Here is a 14,421-nt window from a genome sequence, read left to right on the forward strand (position 1 = left end):
GGCCAGTTCCCCTCGCCCGCGGATGACCGAAGCTGAACGAATCCGGCGGTGGGTGGCCCCTGCAGCCGATCGGCGGTCAGTCGCGTGGCGGGGCCGTGCTCGCCCGCTCCACCAGTCGCGTCGACAGCTCGGTCCGGGTGCTCTCCGGGCGCTCGCCCTCCATCATGCGGACCAGCAGACGCAGGGCCGTCGCCGCCATCTCCGACAGGGGCTGACGGACCGTGGTGAGCGCCGGAGTGGTCCAGCGGGCCTCGGGGAGGTCGTCGAAACCCACGACGCTGATGTCGTCGGGGACGCGCAGACCCCGCTCTGCCAGCGCCTCGTACACCCCGAGGGCCATGTGGTCGGAGCAGACGAAGACCGCGGTGGGCGGTCCGGGCAGATCCAGGAGCTCCAGCGTGCGGCGGTGGGCCGCGCTCTCCTCGAAACCGGCGTGCCGGACGTACTCGGGCCGCTGCCGCATCCCCGCCGCCGCGAGCGCGGAACGGTAGCCCGCCACGCGGGCGCTGCTGCACATCTTGCGCTGATGGCCGGCGACGACCGCGATGCGCTCGTGGCCCAGCGCCAGCAGGTGCTCGGTCGCCGTCACCCCGCCCTGCCAGTTCGCCGCGCCCACCGAGACCACGCCCGGCGGCGGCTCCAGGACCGGGTCGATCAGGACGTACGGGATGCGGTGCTGGTCCAGCCAGCCGTACTGCGACGACGTCAGCTCGGCCAGGTTGAACAGCACCCCGGAGGAGCCGCGCGCGGTGAGCTTGTCCATCCAGCCGCGGTCCGGGCGTCCGGCACGGTTGCGGGTCAGCCCGGCCGAGACCACCACTTCCAGGCCCGCGTCGTGGGCGGCCGCCTCAACGCCGTGCAGCACCGCCCCCGACCAGGAGGTCTCCAGCGAGTGCACGACCAGGTCGACGAGGCCCGACGTCTTCGCGGCGTCGAACCTCGGTCTGCGGACATAGCCGAGCCGGTCCAGCGCCTCGGTGACCCGGCGGCGGGTCTCGGGGGCCACGTCCTCCCGGCCGTTGACCACCTTGGAGGCGGTCGGCACCGACACGCCCGCCTCCCGGGCCACGACCGCCAGCGTGGGACCGGCCGCCACGCTCGCACTCCCCGTGCGGACCATCGGGAACCACCTCTCCGGCCCGCCCGAGGGCCATGAAAGTTTCGACCAGCGCGGAAGCAGTAAGCGCTTCCTACCCTAGGTTCGCCCGATGACGTCGGGAAGAGGTCGGGCTGGGCGGGTCTTCAGGTCCCCCTGACTTTCGAAACCCGAACGCTGCCCCGCAACTCAGACGGAACCCGGTGAAGTCGACCGTGAAAGCCGCGTCGACCAGGTCCATGGCATGGATTCCGGCCATCGCGCCCGCGAACCGGAGCCTGGACCCGCGGTCGTCGGAGAGACGGGTGAAGTCCGGTTCCGGACCTGCGGACGGCCGTGCGCCGTCGCTGTCGAGGAACCGGAAACAGGCCACCCCGTCCGCCACGGCCACCCCCAGGGTGAAGGCGCTTTCCGTGCCGACGGCGACCACGGCCACCTGGCGAGTGCTCCCCTCGCCCGCCTGGCCACCACGGCCGACGCGGCGCCCCCGACCTGGACCCACCCCGGCATGTTGCACAACGCCGGTGACATCAACGGGGCCGAGGTCAGGGTCGCCGCGGGCACCGACCCCTGGCTCTCCGGCTGGAACAAGGTCGGTCGCCGACTCCCGCTCCCGGTCCACCTGGACCAGCCGGGCCACCGCCACGATCATCCGCGGCGGCACCGGGGAGAACCATCCCGGGTCGGTGTGACCGAGGCCAACGCGGCGTGAGCGCTGGTCGACGACGCTGACCTCGGTCACCGGCAACGCCGACCGCTTCCTCGCCGCCGGCCTGGGCCAACGGGACCTGTGCACCATGGCCGGGTCAGCTGGGCTGCGGCACCCCGAGGTACGCCAAGTAGCGGCCGAACGGCGCTCTGCACCGGAATACCGAGCGGAAGTGTGGTGCTCTGTTGTTACCGGTGCGGTAGCGCGGTGAGGAGGCTGGTGCATGACAGCAGTCCGGACGAACCCCGTGGTCAGCACGCCGTACGGGGCCGTACGCGGCCGGTACGAGAACGGCGTCGCGGTCTTTCGGGGCATCCCCTACGCGGCCCCGCCCTTCGGCCCCCGCCGCTTCCGCCCACCGGAGCCGCCCGAGCGCTGGGACGGCGTGCGCGACACGGTCGACTTCGGGCCGACGGCACCGAAACCGCCGTACTCCGAGGCCTTCGCGCAGTACCTCTCCGACCCGGTCGTGCCCGGCGACGACTGCCTCAACCTCAACGTGTGGACCCCCGAGCCCGGCCCCGGGGCCCGGCTCCCGGTCCTGGTCTGGCTGCACGGCGGTGCCCTGACCAGGGGTTCCTCCGCGGTGCCGGTGTACGACGGGCATGCCTTCGCCCGGGACGGCGTCGTGTTCGTCTCGGTGAACTACCGGCTCGGCGTGGAGGGCTACGGCCTGTTCCCCGACGCCCCCGCCAACCCGGGCCTGCGCGACCAGTTCGCCGCCCTGCAATGGGTCCACGAGGCGATCGGGGCCTTCGGCGGCGACCCGGGGCGGGTGACGCTGGCCGGGCAGTCGGCCGGCGCGATCAGCACCGGCGCCCTGCTGGCCGCCCCGCAGGCCCAGGGGCTGTTCCGGCGGGCGGTCCTGCAGAGCGGGCCGCCCGAGGTGAGCGACCGCGACAAGGTGCGGAGGATGGTGCGCCGGATGGCCGGCCGGCTGAAGGTGCCCGCCACCGCCGCGGCCTTCGCCGAGGTCGACCGTGACCTGCTGCTGCGCACCCAGGCCGAGGTGGGCCGGCTCAGCAGCCCGGTCCTCGGCGGCCCCGCATTCGGGATCGTGGTCGACGGCGACCTCGTGCCGCGCGACCCCCTGGAGGCCCTCACCGAGCCGGGTGCCGGCGTCGCGAAGGACGTCGAGCTGATGCTCGGCTGGACCAGCGACGAGTACCGCCTCTGGCTCGTCCCCGGCGGCCTCGTGGAGCGCGTCGACCGGCTCGGCCCGGTCGCCCTCGCCGGAGCCATGGCCCGCTGCCACTGCGGCTCCGAGGTGGTCCGCGGCTACCGCGCCCTGCACCCCGACGCCGGCACCGCCGAGACCGTCGGCCAGATGGTCACCGACCACCTGCTCCGCATCCCCCTGCACCGCCTGGCCGGGTCCCGTCCGGGCACGTCGTACGTCTACGAGTTCGCCTGGCCCTCCCACCTGCCGAAACTCGGCGCCTGCCACGCCCTGGAGCTGGGCTTCGTCTTCGACACCGGAGACACCCCCGAGTCGGCCAAGCTCGCGGGCGAGGGCGCCCCGACCGAGCTCGCCGACGCCATGCACGGGGCCTGGGTGCGTTTCGCCGTGGACGGTGACCCCGGCTGGCAGCCCTGGGACCCCACACACCCGGTCCAGATCTTCGGCAAGGGCGACCCCTACGTCGTGTCCGGCCCTCGGGACCACGATTTCGCGGTGTGGACGGCGGACCCGACCACCGAGGAGACGGCGCCCGTGTCGGAACCGGCGGAGGGCTGGCCCGCGCGGACCGCGGAACTGCGGTCGGTCGTACGACGGCTGCGGCGCTCGGGGCTCGCCCGCCGACACTGAGGGCGCGAAGCGCACCTTCAGGGGCGCGGGGAGCTGCGCGAGCAACCCCGACGAAAGCCGCGGCCGCGCACCGTCAGAACCCCTATGGCGATGAGGCGTATGGCTCCCGCTAGCGCAGCGCCCCGCCCGCTGGTCCTGGGGGGCGCGAAGCGCACCTTCAGGGGCGCGGGGAGCTGCGCTAAAACCCCGACGAAAGCCGCGGCCGCGCACCGTCAGAACCCCTATGGCGATGAGGCGTATGGCTCCCGCTAGCGCAGCGCCCCCGCGATCCCGGAGATCGCCCCCGGCCCCACCCGGCAGCACCCCCCGATCAGCCGCGCCCCCGACTTCCGCCACCCGGTGACCTCCTCCGGCGTGAACGAGGACCGTCCCTCCCAGCGGCGCGCGCCCGCGTTCCAGGTCTCCCCACTGTTGGGATAGACGACCACCGGCTTGCCGGTGACCCGCGCGGCGGTCTCGACCGCGGTGTCCACGTCCTCGGGGACGCAGCAGTTGACGCCCACCGCGATGACCTCGTCGACGTCGGCGGCGAGGGCGAACGCCTCCTCCAGCGGCTGGCCGGCCCGGGTACGGCCGCCCGCTACGGAGTAGGAGAGCCAGGCCGGCACACCGAGACCGCGGACCGCCCGCAGCAGCGCCTGCGCCTCGTCGCTGTCCGGGATCGTCTCCAGGGCCAGGACGTCGGGTCCGGCCGCCGCCAGCACCTCGAGCCGGGGCCGGTGGAACGCCTCCAGCTCGGCCACGCTCAGGCCGTACCGCCCGCGGTACTCCGAGCCGTCCGCGAGCATCGCGCCGTACGGCCCGACCGAGGCCGCCACGTACAGCGGCCGCAATACCCCCTTCGCCCGCGCCTGCCGCGTCGCCTCCTGAGCCAGTCCGACGCTCAGGGCGAGCAGTTCGGCGGCCCGCTCGCGCCCGATGCCGCGCTTGGCGAAGCCCTCGAAGGTGGCCTGGTAGCTGGACGTGATCGCCACGTCCGCGCCCGCCTCGTAGTACGCGAGATGCGCCTCGGTGATCGCCTCGGGCCGCTCCGCGAGCAGCCGGGCCGACCACAGCTCGTCGCTCAGGTCGTGCCCGGCGGACTCCAGCTGGTTGGACATACCGCCGTCGAGCACGACCGGTCCGGCCGCGAGGGCCTCGGCGAAGGGGCGGGAGAGGGCGTCGGGGACTTCCGGGGTGTCGCTGGTCATGCCTCGACGCTAACCGAAGGACCGCCGGACGGCCGGGGCCGTCCGGTCCGCGAACACCGGGCTCGGCAGGCGGACCGGACGGGGGTGCCGCGGAACCCCCGGGTCGTTCAGTGCGCCGCGTGGCGCCCGCCCCCGGGTCGCCTGCTCCGCCTCCGCACCGTCGGCGGGACCACCAGGCCGAGCAGCAGTCCCAGCGCCAGGATGTACGGCCACCAGCCCAGTCCCTCGCTCGCCTCACCCGTGGCGTGGGGTGCCGCGGCCTCTTCCTTCGGCGTCGAGGCGGAACGGACCTGCGGGGACGCGCTCGCCGATACGGCGGTCAGGACGACGTCGTTGCCGTCGCCGCCGCGGTAGGTGAGCCGGTAGGTCGTGTCGGCGAGCTTGAGCCGCGTGCCCTCCTTCAGGCCCTTGAAGGCGCCCACGATCTTCGCGGCGCCCTTGTTGTCCAGCACGGTGATCCTGCGGGCCGGGTCCGCGCCGGCCGCGGCGAGGTCGAGGTCACCGGACAGCCGTACCGGACCCGTCACCTTCAACGGGGTGCTTCCCAGGACGAGTTGGCCCTTGGCGCTCTGGGTGTACCCGCCGGTGACGGCGAGACCGCCCGCGACCACGCCCTCGTTCGTGACCGTGCCCTTCACCGTTCCCTTGCCGGACAGCGCGAAGACCACCCGGAGGCCCGCTGTGCCGACGTCGAGCCGTGCGGCCGTCGAGGTGAGCCGGATTCCCCTGCTGCGGGCGAGTGTTGCTCCGCCGCGCAGGGCCAGCGTGCCCTTCTTGACCGTCGTCGTGCCGGTGTAGGTGATCGCGCCACCGGTCAGTGTCGTCGTCGCCCTGCCCGTCTGGGTGAGGGAGCCGCTGCCGCTGATCCGGGGCAGGGTCAGGGACCTGGCCGTGTTGTCGAGCACGAGCGAGCCGTTGTTCACGACTTTGTAGAGGCCGCCCCCGGTGTAGAGCCCTCCGTCGCTCCCCGCCTTGCCGCTGCCCAGGCGCAGTGCGGCGCCCTTCTCGATGGTGGTGGAACCGTCGTAGTACTGGACGGCCGCGAAGGTGACGTCGTTGCCCTTGGTCCCCTTGATGACGATGTCGCCCGCGCCGGGCGCGGACAGGGTGTCGTGGAAGCGGCCGCCGCCGATCGGGGCTCCGAGGGTGACCGGCCCGTTGTAGTCGAAGGTCAGCAGTGAACGGGAGCGCGCCGCAAGGAGGTTGATGTACACCGTCTTCGCCGTGCCCGGCATGAAGATCCTGCTGGTCGTCCCGTCGCCCCACTGGACGTTCGCGCCCTTGATGTTGGTGCCGCGCTTGTTGACGTTCTTGACGGCCGGGGTCCAGTTCAGGGCGGGGTCGCTGAGCGAGGGATCGGTGTCGCCGCCCTGGTTCGACCAGCTGTACTGGCCCGTCAGGATCACCTTGCTGCCCGGCCGGGACTGGACGTTGATGTCGCTGCCGTACTCGCGCTGGTAGAAGTCCATCCGCTCGGTGACGGTCTGTCCCAGCGGGGTGTCCACGGTCCAGGTGCCCTGGTTCAGCACCTTGCGCATGTTCGGCAGCGCGGTCGCGTACTCGGGCCGCCCCGCGTTGGTCTGCGTGCCGTTGTCGACGACCCCGGAGAACGGGCCGGACGTCAGGTCCCACGTGCCCCAGAGGAAGCGCGGCTGGGTGATCAGGCCGGAGCCGCTGACGGTGCCCAGGTTGTAGGCGCTCGTCAGGGACAGCCGCAGGGTGCCGTCGACCCGGATGTTGTCCTGGTTCAGCCGGAACGCCGGGGTGTTGTAGGGGAAGTGGCCGATCAGTCCTGTCGTCCCGCCGTCGCCGTACTGCAGGGTCGCCCCGCGCTCGACCGTGATCGCGGGCGGGTCCGGGCGGGTCGTGGTGACGTACGGGTGGTTGCCGCCCTGAGTCCGCACGGACTGCCGCTGCCGGGACCTGGGCAGCGTGAAGTCGCTGTCCTTGGTGAGGACCAGCGTCCCGGTGCCGCGCACGGTGAGCGTGCCCTCGCCGCGGAACACCCCGTCGTACGTCGTCGTCCCCGCGGGCACGCTGACCACCGTGTCGCCGGTCAGGGTGACGTCCCGGTCCGCGAGGACGTCGGCGGTGACGTCCCGGGGGCCGGCGGCCAGAGCCGGGGGAGCCCAGGCCAGGAGGGCGACGAGGGCGCCCACGACTGCTGCTGTCTTGCGGGTTTGGCTGCTCACATGATCGGAGACGCGCGAAGGCCGGACGGATAACAGAAATCCGGAACGCAGAAAGCGCCTTCTTCTGGTCGCGTCCGACCCGTTGACCTCCTGGTTCCCCAGCCGTACCTTTCGGCTGTTCGCAATCACAACAGATGTTCTCAATATCGAACATCGCTCTCAGGACACCCCCACCCGAGAGGCAGTCCGCATGAGCCGCGCCCCCGACGTCCCCCACCGACGACTGCTGCTGAAAGGTGCCCTGGCCGCGGGCGCCCTGGCCGCGACCCCCACCGTCGCCGAAGCCGCCCCGCGCCCGAAGAAGGCCGCGCCCTACGTGAACCCGCTCGTCCGGCACCGCGCCGACCCGTACATCCACCGGCACACCGACGGCTACTACTACTTCACCGCCACCGTCCCCGAGTACGACCGCATCGTCCTGCGCCGCTCCCGCACCCTGGCCGGGCTCGCGACCGCCGACGAGTCCGTCCTGTGGGCCAAGCACCCGACCGGTGCCATGGGCGCCCACATCTGGGCGCCGGAGATCCACCGCGTGGGCGGCAAGTGGTACATCTACTTCGCCTCCGCGCCCGCCGAGAGCGTGTGGGACATCCGCATCTGGGTCCTGGAGAACGCCAACCCCAATCCCTTCAAGGGCACTTGGGTGGAGAAGGGCCAGATCAGGACCGCCTGGGAGACCTTCTCCCTGGATGCCACGACCTTCACCCACCGCGGCTCCCGCTACCTCGCCTGGGCGCAGCACGAGCCCGGCCTGGACAACAACACCGGCATCTTCCTGTCCAGGATGGCGAACCCATGGACCCTGACGGGACCTCAGATCCGGCTCTCCACCCCGGAGTACGACTGGGAGTGCGTCGGCTACAAGGTGAACGAGGGGCCGTCGGTCATCGCCCGCAACGGCCGCCTCTTCATGTCCTACTCGGCCAGCGCGACCGACTGGCACTACTGCATGGGCCTGCTCACGGCCGACGCCAACGCCGACCTCATGAACCCGGCGAGCTGGTCCAAGTCGCCGACCCCCGTCTTCACCAGCAACGACACCACCAGGCAGTACGGCCCGGGCCACAACTGCTTCACGGTGGCCGAGGACGGCCGCAGTGACGTCCTCGTCTACCACGCCCGCCAGTACAAGGAGATCGTCGGCGACCCGCTGAACGACCCCAACCGGCACACCCGCGTCCAGAAGCTCGGCTGGCACGCCGACGGCACCCCGGACTTCGGCATACCGGTGGCGGACACCGCCACGGCCACGGAGCTCGCGTCATGAGACGAGCTCACGCGGTACTGCTCGCCCTGTGCCTGGCCCTGGCCGGCGCCCTGGCGACCGCCGGTCCGGCCCAGGCCGCCCCGCTGACGATCCCCAACGGCGTCCAGTTCACGGACACTTCGGGAGCCGCCCTGCACGCCCACGGCGGCGGGGTCATCAAGGTCGGCTCCTACTACTACTGGTTCGGCGAGGACCGCAACGCCGACAACACCTTCCGGTACGTGGACGCCTACCGCTCCACCGACCTGAAGAACTGGGAGTTCAGGAACCACGTCCTGAGCCAATCTTCGGCCTCCGAGCTGTCCACCGCCTACATCGAGCGGCCCAAGGTCGTCTACAACGCGTCCACCGGCAAGTTCGTGATGTGGATGCACAAGGAGAACGGCACCGACTACAGCGAGGCCCGCGCGGCCGTCGCCGTCTCGTCCACGGTCGACGGGAGCTACACCTACCAGGGCAGCTTCCGCCCGCTGGGCGACAACATGTCCCGTGACATCACGACCTTCGTCGACACCGACGGCACCGGCTACATGGTCTCGGCCGCCAACGAGAACTACGACCTGCACATCTACAGGCTGACCGCCGACTACACCGGCATCGCGAGCCTGGTCGCCAACCCGTGGCCCGGCGGACACCGCGAGGCCCCGGCCCTCTTCAAGCGGGGCGGCGTCTACTTCATGCTGACCTCGGGCGCGACCGGCTGGAGCGCCAACCAGCAGCAGTACGCCACCGCGACCTCTCTGGCCGGTCCCTGGACCTCGATGGCGAACGTCGGCGACTCCACGGCCTACAACTCGCAGACCGCGTACGTCCTTCCGGTGCAGGGGACTTCGGGCACCTCGTACCTCTACATGGGCGACCGCTGGGGCAACTCCTTCGGCGGGACCGTCAACGACTCGCGGTACGTGTGGCTGCCGTTGACCTTCCCGACCTCGACCACGATGTCCATGTCCTGGTACCCCGAGGTCACGATCGACGCGGCGGCCGGGACGCTCTCCGGTACCAGCGCCACGTACAACACGCTGGTCTCCCGCAACAGCGGCAAGTGCGCGGACGTGGCCGACCAGTCGCTGTGGCAGGGCGTCGCGATCAGCCAGTACACCTGCAACAGCGGCGCGAACCAGAAGTGGTGGTTCAAGAACCTCGGCACCGGCTACTACCAGCTGGTCGGCCGCGGCAGCTCGCTGTGTCTCCAGGAGAACGCCACGAACGTCACCCAGGAGAACTGCGGCAGCGCGACCGCCCAGCAGTGGTCGCTGGTCACCTCGGGCTCGTACGTGACCGTCAAGGCGCGCGCCAGCGGTGAGTGCCTGGATGTGAACGGCGCGTCCACCGCCAACTCCGCCGCGATCATCACGTACACGTGCAGCGGGGCGACCAACCAGCAGTGGACACGCGGTACCTGACGTCAGGTCAGCAGGTCGATCGCGTCGATCGACGTGCCCGCGCTGAGGAACGACGTCGACCCCGAACCGCTCGCCACGTAGATCTTCAGCGTGTTGTAGGCGCTGGTGTCCGTCAGCCAGGCGGACGCCGGCACGCGGTAGGTGAACGTGTAGTTGTTGCCCCGGTACGAGCCCACGGTCAGCGACCGGGTGCTCGGCTGGGTGGGCGGGGAGGGGACGGCGGAGGTCCAGGTGTCGTTGACGACGACCTGCGGGCGGCCGTTGGCGTAGGCCGTCGTCACCCCGATGCGCAGGGTGTGCGCGGCGGCGGCCTGGGCGGCCGTCAGCTTGAAGTAGACGACGATTCCGCTGTTGACGTCCTTCCACAGATAGCAGGGGAAGGCCGAGGTCTCGGTGCCGCTGCCGATGACGACGTTGCCGGTCCAGGAGGAGGCGCGGACATCGGACGGATGGGCGTACGTCATCAGGTCGGCGTTCTTGAAACCGCCGGGCGTGCCGTCCCAGTTGTTGATGCGCCAGATGGCGCTCGCGTTGCCCGGATCGTTCGAGGACGGGATCGCGATGCTGTTGAGGGTGGTCGTGCCGCCCGCTCCGACGCTCACCGAGCCGGTGTGGACGGCGAGTTCACCCTTGAAGACGGTCAGCGCGTACGTCCCCGGCAGCACACCCCCGATGGAGAAGTAGCCGTCCGAGGACCGCGCCGAACCCCAGTACTGGGCGGCGGAGTTGGCGAGCCCGACCGTGTAGGCGTACGACGTGGTCCGGCCGGTGATGCCGACGCCCGCGACCCTGCCCCGGCCGCTCGCGGGGACGTAGCCCGAGATGCCGAGCGAGTCCGCCCACGAGGTGGTGAGGGTCCCGGGGTACAGCGCGGAGGAGGGGGCGCCGCCGTCGGTGAAGGCGATGACGTAGGGGCCCTGGAGGCCGAAGCGCTGGGCCTCCGTCTGGTTCTCGCCGTAGTACAGGATCTCGTACAGGCCGCCGCCGTCCGCGCTCTGGTGGCGCAGGAGGGAGCGGTAGAACGGACCGCCGGAGGCCTTCTCGTGGTTGGAGCGCACGATGTACAGGCCGACGCTGCCGGTGGTCCAGCCGACGTAGTTGTAGTCGATGACCCGCGCCTTCGCGTAGTGCTTGGAGCGGGTCTGGCCGTCGGACTTCGCGAAGACGTCGGAGGCCTCGATGGTGGTGGGCGCGTAGGTGTACGAGTCGGGCTCGTCGTTGAGGAACTTGCCCGCGTTGACGCGCAGGATGTAGCGGGTCGCCGAGACCGAGTCGTCGGCCTTGTCGGTCCACAGGTAGACGTTGTTCTCGCCGCTGCGGGCCGCGTAGTAGTGCTTCAGCGTGCCGTACGCGACCGAGATCAGGATCGTCGTACCGGACTGCTTGATGCTCACGGTGGACGTGCCGAGGCCGGACTCGATGTGCGAGTTCTTGCCGCCGTAGCCCTGGTACTGCGTGCCCTTGTAGACCAGCGAGGTCAGGTCGCCGTTGGTCTTGCTGACCTTGAAGACGAGGCTCGCGCCGGTGTCGACGACGTAGTTCGAGCCGTCGTCGGACCAGCCGAAGCCCGCGGCGGACGCGCTGTCGGCGAGCGGCCCGGCCAGGGCGGCGGTGCCCGCGGCGGCCGCGGTGCCGAGGACGAAGGTGCGGCGTCCGACCGGTCTGTTCACGGTGGATTCGGACATGTGGGGGTGCCTCCTACGGGAGGTGTGGGGGTGGTGCGGGTGCTTTGGAGGGTGACAGTTGAATCGATTTCGCGAAAGGGCTTGCACTGCCTGGGAGTTGGCAATCTCGTGAAATCGGCCCAGGGGCTAGAAAGCGCTTGTCGATGAGGGTACGGTCCAGCCGCCAGGCCTTGTCGTCCGTCTGAGGAGCCTCGAATGAGACGTTTCAACCTCGCCGTGCTGGCGGCGGTCACGCTGGGCGCGGGACTGACCGCCGTACCGGCACAGGCGCACTCCGGCCGCCCCCTCGGCATCGAGAACTGCACCACCGCCCGCTGCCACTTCGACGTCCCGCCGGGCACGTACGACGTGAAGGTCCTCCTCGGCGGCGACACCGCGTCGAGCACGGCGATCAGCGGCGAGACCCTGCGTTCGCTGCTGCCGGAGACGGCGGCCGAGGCCGGCCGGCGGGTCTTCCGCAGCTTCACCGTGAACGTCCGCACCCCGGAGGGCGAGCCGACCGGACCCGACGGCACCCCGGGCCTGGACCTGGTGCTGGGCGGCTCGGCCCCCGCGCTCGCCGACATCAAGGTCACCCGCGCCCGGCACGCCCGCCAGATCCTCCTCGTCGGCGACTCCACGGTGTGCGACCAGCCCGGCGACCCCTACTCCGGCTGGGGCCAGCAGCTGCCCCAGTACCTGCGCAAGGGCGTGTCCGTGGCCAACTACGCCGACTCCGGCGAGAGCACGGTGACCTATCTGTCCGAGCCGCGTCTGTGGGCCACCGTCCAGCCGCTGATCCGGCCCGGCGACCTCGTCCTCGTCCAGCTCGCCCACAACGACAAGACGACGGACGAGGCGACGTACCGGGCGAACCTGGAGACATTGGTGGCGGGTGTGAGGGAGAAAGGCGGGAACCCTGTCCTCGTGACGCCCATCGTGCGACGCTGGTTCAACTCGGACGGCACGCTGAACAACGGGACGGCCCTGCTGGTCAACGGCCTCGGGGTGGACCATCCCGCGGTGATCCGCTCGGTGGCCGCGGCCGAGGACGTCCCGCTGATCGACCTGACGGCGAAGACGAAGTCGCTCGTGGAGTCCCTGGGAGTGGAGGGCTCCAAGGCGATCTACCTCTACAACGAGAAAAGGGACAACACCCACACCTCCGTACACGGCGCCACCGTGTACGCGGGCCTGGTCCGCGACGAACTCGTCGCCCGGGGACTGGTGCCCGAAGGGGCCGTGAGGGTGGGATAGACGCCTGGGGCGTCCCGACCGGAACCGGGGCGCCCCAGGTCTGTGTTGCGAGCCAACGAGCCAACGAGCCAACGAGCCAACGAGCCAACGCGCCTGTGAGCCTGCGAGCCGAAGAAAGAGAACCGATGCAGTTGCCCTCCGAGGACCACACCCTCAGTCCGTACACCGGCTACACGCGCGCCCACTGGGAGGCCGCGGCCGACGCCCTGCTCGCCGCGGTCGAGCCGTACGCCACCGGGGACCGCGCCCTCTACCACCTCCCCGGTGACCGGCAGAGCTGGTCCGGCCGCCTGTCCGACGGCCTTGAGGGCTACGCCCGTACGCTCCTGCTGGCGGCCTTCCGCCAGGACGGGACCGCGCTGGAGCGGTACGCCGAGGGTCTCGCCGCCGGAGTCTCGGGAGTCTGGCCCCGCATCGAGGACCGCGGCCAGCCGCTGGTCGAGGCGGCGTCGATCGCGTTCGCGCTGCGCATCACGAAGCCGCTGCTCTGGGACCGCCTGGACGACGCCGTACGGCAGCGCGCCGCGGCCTGGCTCGCAGACGCGCTCACCGCCGAGGCCTGGCCCTGCAACTGGGAGCTCTTCCCGGTCACGGTGGCCGGCTTCCTGTCCTCGCTCGGGTACGAGCCGGACGCCTCCCGCAAGGCGATCGACCGCGGCCTGGAGCGCATCGAGCAGTGGTACGTCGGCGAGGGCTGGTACACGGACGGCGAGGGCCGCAAGTTCGACTACTACAACGGCTGGGCCATGCATCTCTACCCGGTGCTGCACGCCTGGCTGGCCCAAGATGACCGGTTGCTGGACCTGTACGGCGGCCGCCTCTCCCGCCATCTCCAGGACTACGCCCGCCTGTTCGGCGCCGACGGCGCCCCGATGCACCAGGGCCGCTCACTGACGTACCGCTTCGCGACCACTGCCCCGCTGTGGCTGGGCGCGCTGACGGGCCACACCCCGCTGCCCCCGGGCGAGACCCGACGGCTGGCCTCCGGAGCCCTCAAGTACTTCCTGGACCGGGGCGCGGTGGACTCCCGGGACCTGCTCACCCTCGGCTGGCACGGCCCCGACCCCGCCGTCCTGCAAGGCTATTCGGGCCCGGCCTCCCCGTACTGGGCGAGCAAGGGCTTCCTCGGCCTGCTCCTCCCGTCGGACCACGAGGTGTGGACGGCGGTGGAGGAACCGGGCCCCGCCGAACGCTCCGACGCGGTCACCTCGATCGCCGCCCCCAACTGGCTGCTCCAGTCCACCCGTTCCGACGGCCTCGTCCGCCTCCACAACCACGGCAGCGAGGACGTCCGCTACGACCCGTACTACACCCGCCTCGCGTACTCGACGGCGACCGAGCCCTCGGCGTCGTACGACAACAGCTTCATCGTGGCGGGGGATCCGAGCCGCACGGAGATCGAGCCGTTGGGGGTGGGGGAGGGGTGGGCCGCCTCGCGGCACAGGGCGGCCGGGGGTGCGCGGGTTTTCGGTGTCGTCCTCGCGCGGGGGGCCGTGGAGGTGCGCGTCTTCCTCGTGTCCGGGGCCGAGCCCGGGACGCCGGTGCGGGTGACGGGGTGGGCCGCGCGGGACGGTGTCCGGGCCGAACTCCTGCCCGCCGTGGGTCTCGACGACGAGTTGAGCGGGGTGACGGGCGAGGGGGACACCCTGTTCGTCGCGCTGGCCCGGCTCACCGCTGACGCCGATGCCGTGCCGTTGGGGGAGACGGTGTCCGTACGGGCCGCGGGGGAAGGGGAGTTGACCGTGGTCTGGAGCGGGGGCTCCGAGACGCGGGTCCGGCTGGACGGTTCCGGAGTGGAGATCACCGCCGGGGACTGAACCGCCTCGGGCA

10 protein-coding genes are annotated in these 14,421 nt (G+C 71.2%); 6 read left to right on the forward strand and 4 right to left on the reverse strand.

Annotated features, from left to right (window positions below; translation table 11 throughout):
• Positions 1-76: 76 nt before the first annotated feature.
• Complete coding sequence (locus H293_RS0116265) at positions 77-1,120, reverse strand: LacI family DNA-binding transcriptional regulator (protein WP_028807895.1); 1,044 nt, start codon at positions 1,118-1,120, stop codon at positions 77-79.
• Between the two features lie 220 nt (positions 1,121-1,340).
• Here H293_RS0116265 and H293_RS61660 point away from each other — a divergent pair, with 220 nt between their 5' ends.
• A complete protein-coding gene (locus H293_RS61660) occupies positions 1,341-1,808 on the forward strand; it encodes a hypothetical protein (protein ID WP_028807896.1) in 468 nt (155 codons plus the stop codon).
• 220 nt (positions 1,809-2,028) lie between these two features.
• Complete coding sequence (locus tag H293_RS0116275) at positions 2,029-3,615, forward strand: carboxylesterase/lipase family protein (RefSeq protein WP_078612600.1); 1,587 nt, start codon at positions 2,029-2,031, stop codon at positions 3,613-3,615.
• A gap of 248 nt (positions 3,616-3,863) precedes the next feature.
• Here H293_RS0116275 and mmuM read toward each other — a convergent pair whose 3' ends face one another.
• Complete coding sequence (mmuM, locus tag H293_RS0116280) at positions 3,864-4,805, reverse strand: homocysteine S-methyltransferase (protein ID WP_020118922.1); 942 nt, start codon at positions 4,803-4,805, stop codon at positions 3,864-3,866.
• Between the two features lie 107 nt (positions 4,806-4,912).
• Complete coding sequence (locus H293_RS0116285) at positions 4,913-6,997, reverse strand: autotransporter (RefSeq protein ID WP_028807897.1); 2,085 nt, start codon at positions 6,995-6,997, stop codon at positions 4,913-4,915.
• Positions 6,998-7,187: 190 nt separating this feature from the next.
• Between H293_RS0116285 and H293_RS0116290 the strand changes: the two genes are divergently transcribed.
• Both H293_RS0116290 and H293_RS0116295 read left to right on the forward strand, forming a co-directional pair.
• Positions 7,188-8,264: a glycoside hydrolase family 43 protein gene (locus H293_RS0116290; protein WP_020118924.1), complete on the forward strand. Its 1,077-nt coding sequence runs from the start codon at positions 7,188-7,190 to the stop codon at positions 8,262-8,264.
• Positions 8,261-9,670, forward strand: a complete 1,410-nt coding sequence (locus tag H293_RS0116295; protein WP_020118925.1) for an RICIN domain-containing protein — start codon at positions 8,261-8,263, stop codon at positions 9,668-9,670. The genes H293_RS0116290 and H293_RS0116295 overlap by 4 nt, the downstream gene beginning before the upstream one ends.
• 2 nt (positions 9,671-9,672) lie before the next feature.
• Here the strand turns inward: H293_RS0116295 and H293_RS0116300 are convergent, their stop codons facing one another.
• On the reverse strand, positions 9,673-11,355 hold the full coding sequence (locus H293_RS0116300) for a rhamnogalacturonan lyase B N-terminal domain-containing protein (protein WP_020118926.1): 1,683 nt from the start codon (positions 11,353-11,355) through the stop codon (positions 9,673-9,675).
• A 195-nt stretch (positions 11,356-11,550) separates the two neighbouring features.
• Between H293_RS0116300 and H293_RS0116305 the strand changes: the two genes are divergently transcribed.
• Positions 11,551-12,591 carry a rhamnogalacturonan acetylesterase gene (locus tag H293_RS0116305; protein ID WP_020118927.1) on the forward strand — a complete coding sequence of 347 codons (1,041 nt, stop codon included), beginning with the start codon at positions 11,551-11,553 and terminating at the stop codon, positions 12,589-12,591.
• Positions 12,592-12,716: 125 nt separating this feature from the next.
• Positions 12,717-14,408: a DUF2264 domain-containing protein gene (locus H293_RS0116310; RefSeq protein ID WP_020118928.1), complete on the forward strand. Its 1,692-nt coding sequence runs from the start codon at positions 12,717-12,719 to the stop codon at positions 14,406-14,408.
• Positions 14,409-14,421 lie beyond the last annotated feature (13 nt).

It is taken from the genome of Streptomyces canus 299MFChir4.1 (genome assembly GCF_000383615.1).
GTDB classification, from domain to species: domain Bacteria; phylum Actinomycetota; class Actinomycetes; order Streptomycetales; family Streptomycetaceae; genus Streptomyces; species Streptomyces canus_C.

Excerpts from the sequence above, each read along its gene's own strand:
- H293_RS61660 (WP_028807896.1), top strand. The coding sequence starts at position 1,341 with ATGGATTCCGGCCATCGCGCCCGCGAACCGGAGCCTGGACCCGCGGTC.
- H293_RS0116290 (WP_020118924.1), top strand. The coding sequence starts at position 7,188 with ATGAGCCGCGCCCCCGACGTCCCCCACCGACGACTGCTGCTGAAAGGT.
- H293_RS0116265 (WP_028807895.1), bottom strand. The coding sequence starts at position 1,120 with ATGGTCCGCACGGGGAGTGCGAGCGTGGCGGCCGGTCCCACGCTGGCG.
- H293_RS0116275 (WP_078612600.1), top strand. The coding sequence starts at position 2,029 with ATGACAGCAGTCCGGACGAACCCCGTGGTCAGCACGCCGTACGGGGCC.
- H293_RS0116300 (WP_020118926.1), bottom strand. The coding sequence starts at position 11,355 with ATGTCCGAATCCACCGTGAACAGACCGGTCGGACGCCGCACCTTCGTC.
- H293_RS0116295 (WP_020118925.1), top strand. The coding sequence starts at position 8,261 with ATGAGACGAGCTCACGCGGTACTGCTCGCCCTGTGCCTGGCCCTGGCC.
- H293_RS0116310 (WP_020118928.1), top strand. The coding sequence starts at position 12,717 with ATGCAGTTGCCCTCCGAGGACCACACCCTCAGTCCGTACACCGGCTAC.
- H293_RS0116305 (WP_020118927.1), top strand. The coding sequence starts at position 11,551 with ATGAGACGTTTCAACCTCGCCGTGCTGGCGGCGGTCACGCTGGGCGCG.
- mmuM (WP_020118922.1), bottom strand. The coding sequence starts at position 4,805 with ATGACCAGCGACACCCCGGAAGTCCCCGACGCCCTCTCCCGCCCCTTC.